General features: G+C 64.9%; 15 protein-coding genes. 2 read left to right on the top strand and 13 right to left on the bottom strand.

The window, feature by feature from the left end:
• Positions 1 to 28: 28 nt before the first annotated feature.
• From IPP90_19885 to rplS, 7 genes are all read right to left on the bottom strand, one after another.
• Entirely contained in the window at positions 29 to 1,186 is a 1,158-nt protein-coding gene (locus IPP90_19885; GenBank protein MBL0172921.1) for a glycosyltransferase family 1 protein, read from the bottom strand.
• Complete coding sequence (locus IPP90_19880) at positions 1,183 to 1,911, bottom strand: DUF2334 domain-containing protein (protein ID MBL0172920.1); 729 nt, start codon at positions 1,909 to 1,911, stop codon at positions 1,183 to 1,185. Before IPP90_19880 ends, IPP90_19885 begins: the two co-directional genes overlap by 4 nt.
• A gap of 2 nt (positions 1,912 to 1,913) precedes the next feature.
• Positions 1,914 to 3,209 carry a glycosyltransferase gene (locus tag IPP90_19875; protein ID MBL0172919.1) on the bottom strand — a complete coding sequence of 432 codons (1,296 nt, stop codon included), beginning with the start codon at positions 3,207 to 3,209 and terminating at the stop codon, positions 1,914 to 1,916.
• A gap of 86 nt (positions 3,210 to 3,295) precedes the next feature.
• Positions 3,296 to 3,955 carry an OmpA family protein gene (locus IPP90_19870; GenBank protein MBL0172918.1) on the bottom strand — a complete coding sequence of 220 codons (660 nt, stop codon included), beginning with the start codon at positions 3,953 to 3,955 and terminating at the stop codon, positions 3,296 to 3,298.
• A 183-nt stretch (positions 3,956 to 4,138) separates the two neighbouring features.
• A complete protein-coding gene (locus tag IPP90_19865) occupies positions 4,139 to 4,975 on the bottom strand; it encodes an SDR family oxidoreductase (protein ID MBL0172917.1) in 837 nt (278 codons plus the stop codon).
• Complete coding sequence (locus tag IPP90_19860) at positions 4,972 to 5,643, bottom strand: ribonuclease HII (protein MBL0172916.1); 672 nt, start codon at positions 5,641 to 5,643, stop codon at positions 4,972 to 4,974. The genes IPP90_19865 and IPP90_19860 overlap by 4 nt, the downstream gene beginning before the upstream one ends.
• A 39-nt stretch (positions 5,644 to 5,682) precedes the next feature.
• Positions 5,683 to 6,048 (bottom strand): 50S ribosomal protein L19, encoded by a 366-nt coding sequence (gene rplS / locus IPP90_19855; protein MBL0172915.1) that lies wholly within the window; start codon positions 6,046 to 6,048, stop codon positions 5,683 to 5,685.
• Positions 6,049 to 6,362: 314 nt separating this feature from the next.
• Between rplS and IPP90_19850 the strand changes: the two genes are divergently transcribed.
• Positions 6,363 to 8,420, top strand: a complete 2,058-nt coding sequence (locus IPP90_19850) for a S9 family peptidase (protein MBL0172914.1) — start codon at positions 6,363 to 6,365, stop codon at positions 8,418 to 8,420.
• Between the two features lie 34 nt (positions 8,421 to 8,454).
• Here the strand turns inward: IPP90_19850 and IPP90_19845 are convergent, their stop codons facing one another.
• The 6 genes from IPP90_19845 to IPP90_19820 all read right to left on the bottom strand — a co-directional run bounded on the left by IPP90_19845 (position 8,455) and on the right by IPP90_19820 (position 14,799).
• The gene (locus IPP90_19845) at positions 8,455 to 8,925 is read right to left on the bottom strand and encodes a cytochrome c (GenBank protein ID MBL0172913.1); all 471 of its coding nucleotides are present in this window, start codon (positions 8,923 to 8,925) and stop codon (positions 8,455 to 8,457) included.
• The gene (locus IPP90_19840; GenBank protein ID MBL0172912.1) at positions 8,922 to 9,389 is read right to left on the bottom strand and encodes a DinB family protein; all 468 of its coding nucleotides are present in this window, start codon (positions 9,387 to 9,389) and stop codon (positions 8,922 to 8,924) included. The genes IPP90_19845 and IPP90_19840 overlap by 4 nt, the downstream gene beginning before the upstream one ends.
• Before the next feature lie 9 nt (positions 9,390 to 9,398).
• Positions 9,399 to 11,429: a DUF885 family protein gene (locus IPP90_19835; GenBank protein MBL0172911.1), complete on the bottom strand. Its 2,031-nt coding sequence runs from the start codon at positions 11,427 to 11,429 to the stop codon at positions 9,399 to 9,401.
• Positions 11,430 to 11,559: 130 nt separating this feature from the next.
• Positions 11,560 to 11,877, bottom strand: coding sequence for a hypothetical protein (locus tag IPP90_19830; GenBank protein MBL0172910.1), 318 nt, complete (start codon positions 11,875 to 11,877; stop codon positions 11,560 to 11,562).
• Between the two features lie 102 nt (positions 11,878 to 11,979).
• Positions 11,980 to 12,948, bottom strand: coding sequence for an MBL fold metallo-hydrolase (locus IPP90_19825; protein ID MBL0172909.1), 969 nt, complete (start codon positions 12,946 to 12,948; stop codon positions 11,980 to 11,982).
• 48 nt (positions 12,949 to 12,996) lie between these two features.
• The gene (locus IPP90_19820) at positions 12,997 to 14,799 is read right to left on the bottom strand and encodes a protein kinase (GenBank protein MBL0172908.1); all 1,803 of its coding nucleotides are present in this window, start codon (positions 14,797 to 14,799) and stop codon (positions 12,997 to 12,999) included.
• 130 nt (positions 14,800 to 14,929) lie between these two features.
• On the opposite strand from IPP90_19820, the gene IPP90_19815 reads away from it, so the two are divergent.
• Positions 14,930 to 15,664 carry a hypothetical protein gene (locus tag IPP90_19815; protein ID MBL0172907.1) on the top strand — a complete coding sequence of 245 codons (735 nt, stop codon included), beginning with the start codon at positions 14,930 to 14,932 and terminating at the stop codon, positions 15,662 to 15,664.
• The last annotated feature ends 90 nt before the right edge of the window (positions 15,665 to 15,754 follow it).

Below are 15,754 nucleotides of genomic sequence, written 5' to 3'. Positions count from 1 at the left end.
CCTGGACGTCGGACGCGTCCGGAAGCCGTCACCGCACGCGGTGAATTGTCAGGTAGTCGTCGATCAAAAGGTCCCAGACGAGGTCCCATGTCTTGCTGGCCGCAAAAGCCAGCGCTGCCGAGCGCGCGGCGGCCAATCGCGCCCGATCATCGATCAGCGCCACAATGGCGTTCGCAAACGCCTGGGGATCTTGCGGCGGAACCAGCCAGCCGCGATCGGGATGCAGTTGCTCCCGAGTCGGCCCGACATCCGCGCCGACCACCGGGAGTCCGGATGCCATCGCTTCCAGCAGGACGTTGCCAAACGTATCCGTGATGGACGGGAAGAGAAACACATCCGCGGACGCATAGGCTTCGCTAAGCGCATCACCTTGCAACTTGCCCGGCAGCCAACTTCCCGTCGGCGCCAGCCGATGCACGTCGGCCGTGAATGGTCCATCGCCAACCGCCATGAACTGCGCGCGCCCCGGGCGGGCGGCCTCCACCAATCGCATGGCGTGAAGTCCGACTTCCAGGCCCTTCTCCGCCGCCAGGCGCCCCACATACGCCACCACCAGCGTGGCGTCATCCGCTCCAATGGTGGTGCGCAACGTCGCGGAGCGAAAACGCGGCGAAAATCTTGCGACATCAACCCCGCGTGACCACACCATGGTATTTCGGAACCCTTCGACCCGCACTTCGTTTACGATGGCCTGTGTCGGACAGTACGTGCGTTGACCGCCATTGTGGAACCAGCGCAGGTACGACCAGCCGGGGTGCGCCAGCGCCCCCAGCTTGTAGAATCGGGCGTACGCCGTGAAGCTGGTGTGGTATGACGACACGAACGGCACATCAAGCGCCTTCGCCACGCGACGCCCGGCCAATCCCACACCGAATTCGGTTGCGGCGTGAATCAATGTGGGTGCGAACGCGGCGACATCGCGACGCGCGCGACGCGTCGATGGCCAGGACAGGCGCAGTTGCTTGTAGGCCCAGAATGGCACACTCCGATAGCGGCACACCTGCGGCGATACACCAGCGTCAGGATCCTCCACGGTGAACACCTGTGCCACACCACCACGCGCTTCCACCGCCGCCACCAGTCGCTCGAGCGTACGCGACACGCCATTCACCTGAGGAGGATAGGTGTCCGTAAAGAGCGCCAGACGCAGGCTCGACGCGTCGATGGCCGGGCGTGCAGGAATCACAGGTCGCCGTATCGAACGAGGATTCGCGCATGCACCCATCGCGCCAGTTCGCGCCGAACCGACGCGGCCGTGACGGGATGCAACAGGTCGGCCGGATGCAGCGCGAGTCGCAGCACTGGCTCCTGCTGCCACGTACCCCACCGAACCTCGGCCATCACTCTCGATCCCCAGGCGCGCAGCGTCGTCCGCCCACTCCAGCGCAGTGCCGGCGCGCGAAGCCGCGTGCCCGTGCGATGCAGTCGAATCGAACCCGCGTCCTCGCTGAAGGGGAGACCCGTTTCGCGCACCACGTCATGAGTCGCCTCACGGGCCAACCACGCCGGTGGGATGAATCCGACCGGTACCAGCTGTTGATCAGCCAGTCGCGCCAACCCTCGACGGATGCGGACGCGCGCCGCCTCGCGGTCGAGGGTCAGAAACTCGCCTTCCCGCGCCGTGCGCCCGACGGCGCGCAGTGCGTCACCCCACGCGCGTGGCAGTCCCGCTTCATCGTGTCGTTCCCCGTGCAGGATGATCTCCGCCCCATCGCGCGATCGCGCACGCACCCAGTCCATGAACAGCGGGTGTCGTTCGATGGGCCACGCGCCATGCCAGTCCGGAACGACGAGGAGTGCCGGGGTGACGCCGTGCGCGCGACAGAGTTGCCACAGCGCCCGCACCGAGTCGTCGAGAGCCGGCGTGACGTCATGGATGGACACCAGCAGGCGTGCCGTGCGCGCGACCACGCTCACCGCTCGACGGCCATCGGCACCTTCGGGGAGGGTCGGCCGCGCAACACCGTCCGATACACCTCGAACAACCGATCAAACACGGAATCCCAGGCGTGTTCGCGTTCGGCGTACACGCGTCCACGACGGCCCAGGGCCGACAGGTCATCGCCGAACATGCTCACGGCCTCCTCGGCCAGTGACGCCGCCTCACCCGACACAAACGTGCGTCCGGCTCCGCTGCTCCGCACCTGCTCGGAAACGCCACCTTCATCCGCCGACAAGACGGGTGTTCCGCTGGCCAGTGCTTCAAGCGACGACAGGCCAAAGGTCTCTATGCGTCCCGGCGCGAGATACAGGTCAAACGCCGCCAGCACATCCGCCAAGGTGGAGCGATCGGATTGGAATGGCACGAAGTGCACACGTGATCCGTAGCGATGCGCGCGCAACGCGGCCTCAAGCGGTCCCGCACCCACCAACACCAGGCGCGCTCCCGTGCGACGTTCCACCTCCATCCAGGCATCAAGCACCATCTCGAGCTCCTTCTCGCGCGCAAATCGGCCCACGAATCCCGCCAACGGACCGCCGGGCAACCCGAAACGCCGGCGCGTGGCGTCGGCATGGACCCGACGTGTTGGGGAAAACCGTTCCAGATCCACGCCCAACGGGACTTTGGCGACGCGCGTGATGCCTTCCTGCGCGAGATCCTTCGCCGAAAAATCCGATGTCACAATCGTCAGGGGAAACATCCGGTCGAGGCGACGCATATACGTCCAGGACGCCCGAAAGACGGCCCGCCGCGCGGCGCTATGGTAGCGCGCATTCGGCGCGAACATGCGCGGCAGGTTGGTGTGATAGAAACACACCAGCGGCACATCGAGGGTACGCGTGGCATGGCGCACGATCCATGGCACAATGAACGGACTGCCGATCTCGATGATATCCGGCCGCTCATGCCGGACGATTTTCGCCACGCTTTTGGTGGCAAGCATGAAGCGATACGGCTTCTGCCGCGGAATGGGTGGGCCCTGCAGTCGATAAAGACGCACGCCATCCTGCTCGGTAATGGCGTCGCGCGCGCCCGGCACGGCCAGCACCTGGCGGAGCCCCGGACGCGCCGCGACATACTGCGCCTTCTGCAGCAGGTAGGTGCGAATGCCACCGCTGGTATCACCAAACCATTCGGTGATATCGAGCACTCCCAGCGACGACGATGGGCGCAGGCGCGGCGGCAGCGGATCGCGCCCGATGTGGATCACCGGCAGCTCGGATTCCGGGCGCGTCAACCGGTCGATGAATGCGCGTGTCTCGGCCATTCCCGAATACTATCGTGGCCGACCCCCGAGGGGACCGGCCACGTGGTCACAACACCGTTGCGCCGGGGGAGGGCAACGGGCTGCAATCAACGCATCGACAGCACCGCCACGGTCGCTTCGGCGGGGGCGTCCACGACAAACGTCACCCGACGGTTGAGTTCAGCGCCGGGCGCATCGCCCGTGGCGCCGGCCTTCACCAGCCGCGTCTTGCCATAGCCGACCGTCTTCAGCAGCGTGCCGTCGAGACCCTTCGTCACGAGATAGTCACGCACCGCATCGGCCCGTTCGCGCGACAAGCGCAAATTGTACTGCGCGCTTCCGGCAGGATCGGCGAAGCCTTCAATCGTGATCGTGGCCCCGGGATAGTGCTTGGCCGCCACCTGGGCGAAACGCTCCAGCGCCGCCTGATCCATCGCTCGAACGGCCGCATCATCAAAGCCGAAGTGCACCGGCATCGCAAACTTCACCTGTCCTTCCACGGCCGAAATGCGCGCGCCGAACTCGTTCTTGAGACCCGCGAGGTCGGTGCGGAGCGCCGCGAGGTCGGCTTTCACGCCGTTGACATCGGTCTTGACGCCGTTGACGTCCGTGCGGAGTGTGCTGTCCGCGGCAACGCGGGCGCTTTGCTCCGATGTCAGGGCGACCCGTTGATCTTCCAGGCCGCGACGCACAAATCCTTTCGTGGCGCACGCGCCAAGCGTGCTGGCCACCAGCACTGCTGACACCGCGAATCCAATGGCTCTCATGGCTCCTCCAAAATGAGTGAGTGGGAGACCGGGCACGGCTGTCATTCAGCAATGCTCCGGCCTACACGTGCAACCTCACCCACTGCCGCGCCCGATGTCGTGACCACCATCACCACGCGCCACGCGTCGTGCGACGCGCGTCACGTATTGCGCGGCGTCACCAATCGCGGCGCACGCGTCCGTTCATGTGGAGGCCTTGGCCAGCCACTCACCGCCATCAACCACGAAGATGGCGCCGGTAATCCAATCACCCGCCGGAGACGCGAGAAACGCCACCATGTTGGCGATGTCATCGGGACTGCCCCAGCGACCAAGGGGAATACCCTTCGCGGCGTATTCGGCCATATGACGTTCGGTGGCCGCGAACACGTCAGGCACGCCGCTGTCACTCGGTGGCGTGAATGCCTTGCGAACGCCTTCCGTCGGAATAGGGCCCGGGGCGATGGCGTTGATGCGAATGCGTTGCGGCGCCCATTCCACGGCCAACGTGCGGGTGAGCGCGTCCACACCGGCCTTGGCCGCCGTCGCATGGGCCATCAGTGGCCAGCCGCGATAGTGCAGCGTCATGCTGGTGCTCACGATGCGGCCACCGCCCTGCTTCGCCATGTGCGGAAACACCGCCTGCGAACAGTAGAACGTGCCGAATAAATCAATTTCGAGCACGCTGCGCCAGGCATTCGGTGACAACGTGGCGCTGGGCGCATAGAAATTGCCCGCCGCATTGTTGACCAGCACATCAATGCGCCCGTGTTCGGCGACGATCGCATCGACGGTGGCTTTCACCCGCTCCGGATCGCGCACATCGAGTCGCACGGTGGATGCGGAACCGCCGGCCGCTGTAATCTCGGCCAATGCCTTCTCGAGATGCTCCGGCTTCCGACTGGCGATCACGACGTGCGCCCCCAGAGCCGACAGCAGTCGAGAAATGCCGAAGCCGATGCCCGTCCCTCCGCCAGTGACGAGTGCGACCTGTCCATCGAGCAGGCCGGGGCGAAAGACTGAAGTGGACAGCGCCGTCATGGTGAGGATTCCCGGTAGGGGTTGGAGGTGTCGAACAAGAGGTCGTGCAGCGTCACTTGTTCGTCAAGACAGAAGCTCCGACGATGATGGGGCGTCAGGCCCTGCACCGCCAGCGCGCCGAGATGCTGGGGAGTCCCGTACCCGGCGTTTCGCTCCCACGCAAATCCGGGATACCGCACCGCGAGGTCATGCATCAGTCGGTCGCGGGTCACCTTGGCGACAATCGATGCGCACGCGATGGCATAGCATTTCGCATCGCCCTTGACCACGGCCGTGTGCGCGTGTCCAAGCGTGCGAATGGGATTGCCGTCCACGAGCACATGATCCGGTGGCCGGCCCAGTCGCTTCGCGACACGCAACAGGGCCCGCTGCATCGCCAGCACCGTCGCATGATAGATGTTCAGGCGGTCAACCTCACGCACCGACGCCGCGCCCAGCGCGATGATCAACGCGCGCTCACGGATGCGTACGGCCAGTGCATCGCGCGTTGCCGCGCTCAACTGCTTGGAGTCATTGACACCGGCGATGGCACGCTGGTCGGGCGGCATGACGATCGCGCATGCGACAACGGGGCCCGCAAGCGGGCCCCGTCCAACCTCGTCGACTCCGGCAATCAGCGGTCCGAACTCCGCGCGCACCGTGCGCTCGATCGGACTCCACCGTGCCACAACGCGCTCGCCTGGCGCTCGCGTCGGACCCGCGATCCCTTACTTGGCGGGTGTCACCCGCGTGACCTTGCGCTCCTTGATGCGCGCGGCCTTGCCGACCACGTCGCGCAGGTAATACAGCTTGGCACGACGCACCGCACCACGACGCACACAGACGATGTCAGCGATCATCGGGCTATGCAGCGGGAAGATACGCTCAACGCCTACGCCGTTGGAGATCTTGCGCACCGTGAACGTCTCGCTCACGCCACCACCGCGGCGGGCGATGCACACACCTTCAAACGCCTGAATGCGTTCCTTGTCGCCTTCCTTCACGCGCACGTTGACGCGCACGGTGTCACCCGGGCGGAATGGCGGGATGTTGGTCTTCAGCCACTCTTTCTGCGTTTCGATGAACGGATGCATATGTCGCTCCGGGGCCGCTTGAATAGCCCGGTATTGGGTGCCACTGATCCGGTCGATCCGGTGGCACACCGGAAACGAAGCCGTCGCGAGAGGCCATGACGCGGATTCGGGAGCGAAGTCCCCCGACCGGACCCGACATGGCATCGCCGCCGAGGCATCTGTCGCGGCACGCCGCGTCAGTCCCCAGGAAGCCCTGCTACACTACACCGATATTCTGGTGGAGCTTGGAAGAATAAGGGGGGTCCGGGCGTCTACGCCAGTGGGCTATTGTTCCCTAGCCGCGAAATCCCCCACAATCGACGATAATATTTGTGATGTACCCAACGACGCGGAAGGCGGACCAGCTGGACTGGCTGCACGGCACCCCGGTTCCTGACCCCTACCGTTGGCTGGAGGACGATACCTCCGAGGAGACCGGAGCGTGGGTTGCGGCACAGAATGCGGTCACCTTCGCCTGGCTGGATGCCATCCCCTTTCGCGATGCCCTGCGAGCGCGGCTGACGCAGTTGGTGGACTACCCGCGTGTGTCGGCACCCTTGGTGAAGCATCACTGGCACCTGTTCACCCGGAACACCGGGCTGCAGAACCAGGCCGTGTACTTCCTCCAGGCCGGTGAGGCCGGGACTCCCGAAATCCTGCTCGATCCGAATGCGATGTCCGTCGACGGGACCACGCGCATCGCCAGTGTCACGTTCGACGGTCGCGGAACCCGCGTCGCATACATGATCAGTGCCGCGGGCTCGGACTGGCAGCAGATCCGCGTCATGGATCTGGCCACCCGGGAGGATCTTCCCGATCGCATCGACTGGGTGAAGGTCTCCGCCATCGCCTGGTTCGTCGATGGCTTCTTCTACAGCCGCTACCCCGAACCGGACAACACGGCCGCGGCGTATTCGTCGATGAATGAAGACCATCAGGTCTACTTTCACACCCTCGGAACGTCACAGGCATCGGATCGAATCGTCTATCGCGACTCGGTCAATGCGCAGCGTTTCCATCAGGTCGTCACGACCGAAGACGAGCGCTTCGCGGTGCTGTATGTGAGTGACCGGGGCAATGGCAAGGATGGCACGGCATTTTCGGTGCTCGACCTGCAACAGCCCGAGGGCGAGATCCGATCGATCTGGCCTGGCTTCGACGACGAGATGCACGTCATCGACAACGACGGCAACTCCCTGCTGGTGCTGACCAATCGGCACGCGCCCAATCGCCGTGTCGTCCGCATCGATCTCGCCGATCCCGAGGAACCGCACTGGACCACGGTCATCGCCGAACGCGCCGAGCCGCTCGAAGGGGTCACCTCGGCGGGTGGTCGGTTATTCGCCAGCTACCTGCATGATGTCACGACGCGCATGGCGGTGCACCAACGTGACGGTACGTTCGAGCGCGAGATCGTGTTGCCCGGACTCGGGACCGCTGTCGGTTTCCTCGGCGAACGCGACGCCGACCTGGTGTACTACACCTTCACGTCATTCACCGCACCGGCCACCGTCTACGCGTACGACATCGCGAGTGGCGCCAGCCACCAGCTCCATGATGTCGCCTTGCCATTCGATCCGTCGCAATTCGAGACGCGGCAGGTGTTCGTGAACAGCAAGGACGGAACGCGGGTCCCGGCGTTCATCGTGGCGAAGAAAGGCCTGGTGTTGGACGGCAACAACCCGACCCTGCTCTACGGATACGGCGGCTTCAACGTCTCACTGCCACCCGCATTCAGTGCGCTGCGCGTCGCGTTTTTGGAACAAGGCGGTGTGTACGTGCAGGCCAATTTGCGCGGCGGCGGCGAGTACGGAGAAGACTGGCACCGGGCGGGCATGAAATCGCGCAAACAGAATGTGTTCGACGATGGCATCGCTGTGGCCGAGTGGCTGATCGCCCGCGGCTACACGCGGTCTGAACGACTCGCGGTGCAAGGGGGGTCCAACGGTGGCTTGCTGGTTGGGGCGATCATGACCCAGCGACCGGAACTCGCGCGCGTGGCGCTGCCGTCCGTGGGCGTCATGGATATGCTCCGCTTCCACCACTTCACGATCGGATGGAATTGGATTGCCGACTACGGCTCCAGCGACGACGCCGAGGCATTCCGGTATCTGCTGGCCTACTCGCCGCTGCACAACCTGCGCGACGGCGTCGACTATCCGGCCACGCTCATCACGACAGGCGATCATGACGATCGGGTGGTGCCGGCACACTCGTTCAAGTTCGCCGCGCGACTGCAGGAAGCGCATCGGGGCGAGCGTCCGGTACTGATCCGCGTTGAAACGCAGTCGGGACACGGCAGTTCGTCGCTGACCAAGAGCATCGCGGAAACGGCCGATGTGTACGCGTTTCTGTTCCACAACCTGGGCATGACACCGACGTTTCCCGGCTGAGGGTTCAGCATTCGGCGGTCGTCTGCCCGGAGCGCTACGGCAGCGACTGCAATTCGGCTGCGGTCCACGGCCTGGCGCGACCGGCTGTGGCCGCGCGCACGCGCGAGACATCGGCGGCGGACACCGCCGTGGCCGTGTTCCCCCAACTCGAGCGCGCGTACGTGAGGACGCTGGCGATCTCCTCATTCGTCATGGGCAGTCCATCACCTGACGGCAACATGGCACTGAGAAATGGCCGCCCGTTGACGGCGAGCGCGCCCTCGATGCCGTGCAGCGTGATGGCAATCGCCCGGTCGATCGGCCCGTTCACCCGAGAGTCGCCGGTGAGCGGTGGATACACATTCGGGATGCCCTGGCCGTTGAGTTGATGACACCCGACACAGCGGGCATACACGAGTGGCACGCCCGCCTGCACCACGGAGGCCGTGTCCGCGGCGCCCCCGTGGGACGGCGTGTCGCACGCCCACACGCACACGGCGAGGGGGCCAAGGGCACGACGGATCAACGGGCCATGCATCGGCGCAGCAGCACAATCTGCCCGGCGTGGTAGACGCCGTGCTCAACGACGCCATGCAGCATCTCGGCGCGCGAGTAGGGTTGCCCAATCACCAGTTCGTCAAGCGCATCAGCTGAAAGTGCCTCCACGGCGGCGGCCAGCGACTCGTACGCACCGACCGCGCGCGCGATGTCCCGCGACCAGGCACCGACCTCGCCCCTCGTCGGCGGCGGAAAATCCTCTGCGTTGCTTGGATCCCGCCATGGTGTGCCCTGCAAACGCGCATGCGCGATTTCGGCCCAGGCCGCAATGTGCAGCACCAGCTCCCACACCGAATGCGCACCGTCGATCGGCGATTCCGCTGCTCGACCTGCTGGAAGATCACCCATGGCCTCCAGGAGGCTGGGCCCATGCCACATGGGCCCATGCATCGTACGACGCAGTCGACCGGCAATATCCGGTGGCGAGGCCATGTCGGGGCGCTACCTGGCGGCCTTTACCGGAAACGGGCGCGGCGGCGGCAAGTCGTCGGCGAATCGCCACGGCGTCGCGCCGTCACGGGTCAACGGCAGCTTCAGCAGACGCGCCCGGATCATGGCGATCGGCATGGGTCCGCCCTGAATCACGGCGTCGTGGAACTCACGGTCCGTCATCTTCTTCGTCATCACGACTTCCTTGTACAGCGCACGAAGCTCCAGACCGCCCAACATGTACGCCGCTTGATAGGTTGGTGAATAGCTGCCATTGAACGATCGGCGCACTTCTCCTTCGGCGTTGGCCCTTTCGAAATTCACTGTGTCAATCAGAAATTGAATGGCCTGCTCCGGATTCATCTTGCCCAGGTGAAAGTTGAGCGAAAAGATGATGCGGGCGCTTCGGTGCATGCGCCAGAACAACGCGCCGATGCGATCTTCCGGCGTCACGTGGAAATCGTGATCCCACAGAAACATCTCCCAATACAACGACTGGCCTTCGTTCCAGAACGGCGTGGCGAACAGGCGGCGGTGCGAGTTGTAGCGTGCCGCCATGAAGCCCTGCAAATGATGGCCGGGATTGAGCTCATGAAACACGGTGGCATGGGAGAAGTGCGGATTGTTGCCCCGCAGACTCATCAGCTTCTCTTCGTCCGTCATGTCGTCGGTGGGATACGACACCTGGATCAGGTCGCCCCCAAGAAAGAACGGCGCGACGCGCTGGCGCTCCGGCGTCATCATCTCCATGCGCCAGTCTTCGCGCGCCAGGGCCGGAATCGTGATCCAGTCGTGCTGGTCGAAGAATGCCTCGGCCTGGCGCGCCAGGTCCCGAATGAGATCGGGCTGCTTGCCGGGTTCCACATACGTGTTCTTCACTTTCTCCATTGCGGCCTTCCAGTCGTCGCCAAAGCCCATTTCACGAGCGGCCTTCTTGGCTTCACTCAGGCTGAACGCATACTCCTTTTCCGCAATCGCGATGAGTTCCGGCGCGGTGTACGGAATCATTTCGTGACGCAGATCGACGGCGAGTCCTTCGGCGCCAATCGGATCGCCGATGATGGGACCGGTGTTGTCGCTGGCGGGCGCACCGCCTCGTCCACCACCGCCACCGGCTGCGGCGCCACCACGCCCCGCACCGCCGGCAACAGCGACGGTCGCTGACACGGGGATGCCCACGACCCGCTGCCGAATCGTCTGCGCATACCGCTGCATCGATTCTTCAAGCTTCTGATATGGACTGGCGGCCCACCAGGAAAAGAGCGGATCATAGCCATCGTAGAATCGGAACCACTGCCCGATGAGATTGCGCACGGCGTCGAGATTGTCCGCGGCGCGATTGCCGACTGTGCGCGAGACCTTGGGCGCTGGCGCCCGCGGCTTCGCACCGCTGTCGGCCGCGACCCCCGCACCGCCACCACGCCCCGCCGGTACCTCGAAAAGCGCCCGGAGGCTGTCGATCTGCTTGGTCACCTCGGCCAACGTGCGCGCGGCGCTTTGCCCATCAATGGACACCAGATTGCGCCGCGCGTCGTGCAACCCCAACAAACGGTCCGTAAACGGCAGCAGCGGCGTCATCTCGCCACGCATTTTTTCCTGACGGTCTGCCAACTCCTGCTGATAGCGCAGGTGGTTGTCGAGCAACACGTAGTCGGCCTTGCCTTCCTGCGACAGCTTGTCGAAGTCGATCTCGCGCAAGCGGTCTCGCCACGCGGTGGCAAACCCCCGCACGCGTTTGCGCTGCTCCGGAGAATCCACGCCATCGTAGCGCCGGCTCACGGCCCCTTGATCGGTCTGAAAGCGCTCGACGACGTCGGCCAGTTCACTGCCCTTGGTCGCAATCATCGCGGGCAACTTTGGCACGGACGCCATGGGATCGGTGGGGAACGGCACCTTGACCGTGGGCCGCGCATCCTGCGCGTGGAGCGAAGGTGCCGCCAGTGCACCCAACACCCATGCGCCGACGGCCAGCGCCCCGCGCACAACGGATAGGCGCCGGCGCCACGCGGCCTGTCGCAACATCGGTCGATTTACGGCCATCACGAGCAAGTCTCCCTGGGGCCGGAACGCACGTCGCGCGCCCATCGCGCGAGTTGGTTCACTGACCGATCACGACGAACATGGCCTGACGCCGTCCGGTGCGCCAGCGCGCCGCGCCTCAACGGGCGTTCAGCTATCGACGCCCCGGAATCCTGGCGATCACCACGGTTTCGGCATCGGTTTCGGGGGCCAGTTGCACGCAGGCCATCACGCCATTGCGCACCACCGGCGCGGGGAGCGTCGTACAATCGGCTGGCACCATCACGGTCCGGAGGTAGCGTCCGTCCGCGTTCAGCACATCAAACCACGACACCCCGCGCTGCCCGGACGCACTCCAACGGCGGGCCCAGGCAGGAGGGGAGCGCGGGTCGTGGTTGGCAGCCGTCGCGCGTGCGCCGACGGATACGAGACCGGGAGCGCTCGTCCACTGTCGGGCGCCGGACGCACGCACGTGCGCACGAGGCGCTGTGTGGCGTCGGTTTCCTACAACAGCATATCGATCTGACGGCATCGTTCCCGCGTCACAGGCAGCTGAGTCCTGGGTGAAGCGGCGTTACCTCGACGCGTCCAATTCCCGATACCACGCCGTCATGGCCCGTTCGACGCCAACCTGACTGGCCATCCATTCGCCAAGCGCCGCCGGCACGACATACCCGGTCGCCGCTTCCGCCGCCGATCGACCGGCCGCGTGCCCACGTCGCGCGGTCGCTTCGAGATCAGCCAGCAGGTTGATGTAGCGCGCGACACTCGCGGTATCCGCCGTGGCGCCATGTCCGGGCACAAACGCGTCGCGCGTTCGTGCGGCCAGATGTTTGATAGACACCGACAGCTGCGTGGGGGTTGCATCGACGAAGTTGGGGAACATGCCATTCCACAGCAGATCGCCCGCGAAGGTGATACCGGCATCCTCGTCGACCAGGGCCAGATCGCTGCGCGTGTGGCCATGCAAGCCCACTAGATCGACACGGCGATTCCCCAAGTCAATCACACCGGGCTGGGCGGCGTTGACGATCACCACGTCCGCGAACGCCCGCATCAAGGCGTCGTCACGGGCAGGGGCCACCGGACCACCTCCGGTGGCAAGCTCACGGGTGATGGCCGTGGTGCGCAACGCGGGCGTGGTCGAGCCGACGTACCCGCTCACTCCCGCGGCGTGATCGACATGGTAGTGCGTGAGGACCACGTGTGTTGGCCATCGACCGGTCAACGCCCGCGCATGCTGCGCCAGCCACGTCGCACCGGCAGGACGATAGAAGCCCTCGATGGCGATCACGCCGGTTCGCCCGGCGATAATACCGCCATTGGCAAAGGTGGTGCGGTCGCCACCCAGCGGCGTCGAGATGACCGCCCACGTATCCGCACCAATGGCATCGAGTCGTGCAAATGGGGTTGTCACGACGGTCGGATTCGTCGGCGCGGTCCAGCGCGCGCGCGTACCACGACCGGCGCACGCTGACATGAGCATGACGTGCGCCAGACACCCACCGGACACCCGCAGGAAATCGCGCCGGCTGGTGGTCATGAGGGAGACGGGAGACGGGAGACGGGAGACGGGAGGATTACTGTACGACTAAGGCGCGCACGTGAGAATCGCGGAAAGTCCTTCGATTTGTGTTCGTTGTTCTGACCTGGTGGCGAGGCGCTTGGCGTTCCGGAATGGCTCGCAGGCGCGATCGGGTCGTTCCGCCATACCATACGCCACCGCCAGTCCGAGGTAGGCCCACGCACTATCCGTTGCCGAACCAAGGCGCGGCAGCAATCGCGTGAGCTGTGGGATGGCCTTATTGCCGACGATCGCATCTTGGTCATCGGGCGCCGTGCTCAATGCCGTTCTGATTCCATCAAGTTCCTGCCTCGCGTTCGCGGCGTCTGCCGCACTCACACCACTCGCCACCGGCACACTCGGCGCGGCCGGCGGCGGCGCCACCGTGCCTGAAGCCGGCGGGGCGGCGACTGGTGGCGTCGTCGTACGTGCCGCGCCGCTACCCGGTCGCGTCACTGGAGCGGATCCACCGGCCGCATTCGGTACGGGCGCCGACGGTGTTGAGACCGGTGTCGTCGCCGGCGACTGCGACGCCACTTCCGGCGCCGCAACCACAGGAGCAACCACGTCGTTCGATCCATCGCGACCGAAGGCGAAATAGCCGCCGCCGGCCGCGAGAGCCAGCACCACCGCCGCGATAGCCGCGATGGGCGGGCGCTTCTTGGGCGACGGCTCCGGAATCGCCAGCTTACTGGCTGACGTACCCGCACCAGGTGTGGCGGGTCGGCCGTTTGTTGCCGTGGGCGCGGCCGCCCGCACCGGCGCCGCGGTCGGCGAGGACATGGGCGTCGGGCGCGCCAGCGAACTCGTACTCTCGTTGGCGGCGGAGACAATGGCTGGCGTCGACATCGGCGTGCGCGCACGCAGCACGGAAAGTCCCGTCCATGCCTCAACGGCGTTCACGATCGCATCACCAAACTCGAGCGCACTCGCCGTGCGTCCTTCGGGTTCGCGCACCAACGCATGATCGAACGCCGCCTGCAATGCCGCCGGCCATTCGATGTCGGGCGCGACCTCGGACAATCGACGCGCATCCTGAATCAAGCGCGCGGTGAGTTTGCGCTCGGGTGTCGTGCCGTCAAACGTCAACGCACCGGAGAACATTTCGTACGCGACCAGCGCCAGCGCGTAGACATCACTCCGTCCGTCCAGCTGCTCACCAAGCACCTGCTCCGGGCTCATGTAATCGGGCGTGCCCACGAGCATGCCCATCTGCGTGAGCTGTGTCTCGGTGCTGTTCGTCACCTTGGCGATACCGAAGTCCACCACTTTGCAGCGATCAACGCCGCTCTCGTCGGTGATGACGAGGATGTTGTCCGGTTTGAGGTCCCGATGCACGATGTTGAGGCGATGCGCGGCATCCAACCCTTCCGCCACCTGATACACGAGATTCGCCGCCCGCACCGGGGTCATGCGACCGTCCTCGTCCAGCACATCGCGCAGGGTCTTGCCTGGTACGAACTCCATCGCGATGTACCAATGGCCATCGCTCGTCTCACCGAAATCGAACACCCGGGCCACGCGATCGTGCTCGATGCGCGCCGCGTTGGCGGCCTCGCGATTAAACCGCGCGACGGCGCCGGCATCCTTCACCATGTCGTTATGCAGGACTTTGATGGCAGCCTTCTGCGGCAGGCGCACGTGCGTCGCGAGATAGACCTTTCCCATGCCGCCTTCGCCAAGGAGCTTTCCCACCAGATAACGATCGGCGATCACGCTACCGACGAGGTCACCGCCGACCTCATCCATTCGCAAGGCCGTGCCGTCAGTCGGGCAGAATACCGTTGTGTCGGGGTAGGTCGTGCCGCAGGAGGTACAGGTCTTGGGCATGGTGCTCGGGTATTCCAGTCAGGAGAAACAGGTCGGCCGACAGTGAAATGCGGTCCAGCTATTGACGATATGGCGCGAAAGGCACGACGTTGTAGGAGGTGCAGAAATTTCCCTCCATCGAGGTGCTCGCATGTCCGTGATCCTGAAAGCTCTACGTCGGTCGAACCGTTCGCGATCGCTGCTGATGGCGGCAGCGACCCTGGCGGTGTCGGCTGTGCCGGTTTCTGGCCAAGGCACTGCCGCCAACCAACGTCCGACGATCGCCGTCCTTTACTTCACCAACGGTGCGCTGATCGACAACGCGTCGTACGCTCCGCTCAGCAAAGGTATGGCGGAGATGCTCATCACCGAACTGGCTCAGAATAACGCCGTGCGCGTCGTGGAGCGCGACCGGCTGCAGAGCCTGATCGAAGAGCAGAATCTGCAGAACAGCGATCGGGTGGACAAGGAGACCGCCGTCAAACTGGGCAAGACGCTTGGCGCCCGCCATATGCTCATGGGCACGTTCGTCATCGATCCGAAGCGGAACATGCGCATCGATGTGCGCGCCGTGAACACCGAGACGTCGGCCATCGAGTACACGGAATCGGTCACGGGCAACGCCGACAATCTGTTGCAGATGGTCATCCAGCTTGGATCCAAGGTCAACGCGGGGCTCAAGCTGCCCGCCCTCAAGACCGCCAGCGCCACCACACCGGCGGCCAAGAGCCCCAATCAGTTCAAGGCGCTCATGGCCATGAGCCAGGCCCTGGAAGCTGAGGACAAGAAGAACAAGACGCAGGCCGTGTCGCTGTACAAGCAGGCCATTGCGCTGAACCCGGACTTTGATCGCGCCAAGGTGCGGCTGGCCTCGATCGAGAAGTAAGCCGGCCGGCGGTTCCGTCAGTGGAACGGGGGCGGTGAGGATGCGAACCACGCATCTTCACCGCCCCCTTTCACGTTCCGCTGACTGGAC

This window comes from Gemmatimonadaceae bacterium (assembly GCA_016720905.1).
Taxonomy (GTDB): domain Bacteria; phylum Gemmatimonadota; class Gemmatimonadetes; order Gemmatimonadales; family Gemmatimonadaceae; genus Gemmatimonas.
This window is presented reverse-complemented; position numbering and strand designations above follow the sequence as displayed.

Excerpts from the sequence above, each read along its gene's own strand:
- IPP90_19875 (MBL0172919.1), bottom strand. The coding sequence starts at position 3,209 with ATGGCCGAGACACGCGCATTCATCGACCGGTTGACGCGCCCGGAATCC.
- IPP90_19870 (MBL0172918.1), bottom strand. The coding sequence starts at position 3,955 with ATGAGAGCCATTGGATTCGCGGTGTCAGCAGTGCTGGTGGCCAGCACG.
- IPP90_19865 (MBL0172917.1), bottom strand. The coding sequence starts at position 4,975 with ATGACGGCGCTGTCCACTTCAGTCTTTCGCCCCGGCCTGCTCGATGGA.
- rplS (MBL0172915.1), bottom strand. The coding sequence starts at position 6,048 with ATGCATCCGTTCATCGAAACGCAGAAAGAGTGGCTGAAGACCAACATC.
- IPP90_19850 (MBL0172914.1), top strand. The coding sequence starts at position 6,363 with ATGTACCCAACGACGCGGAAGGCGGACCAGCTGGACTGGCTGCACGGC.
- IPP90_19840 (MBL0172912.1), bottom strand. The coding sequence starts at position 9,389 with ATGGCCTCGCCACCGGATATTGCCGGTCGACTGCGTCGTACGATGCAT.
- IPP90_19825 (MBL0172909.1), bottom strand. The coding sequence starts at position 12,948 with ATGACCACCAGCCGGCGCGATTTCCTGCGGGTGTCCGGTGGGTGTCTG.
- IPP90_19820 (MBL0172908.1), bottom strand. The coding sequence starts at position 14,799 with ATGCCCAAGACCTGTACCTCCTGCGGCACGACCTACCCCGACACAACG.
- IPP90_19815 (MBL0172907.1), top strand. The coding sequence starts at position 14,930 with ATGTCCGTGATCCTGAAAGCTCTACGTCGGTCGAACCGTTCGCGATCG.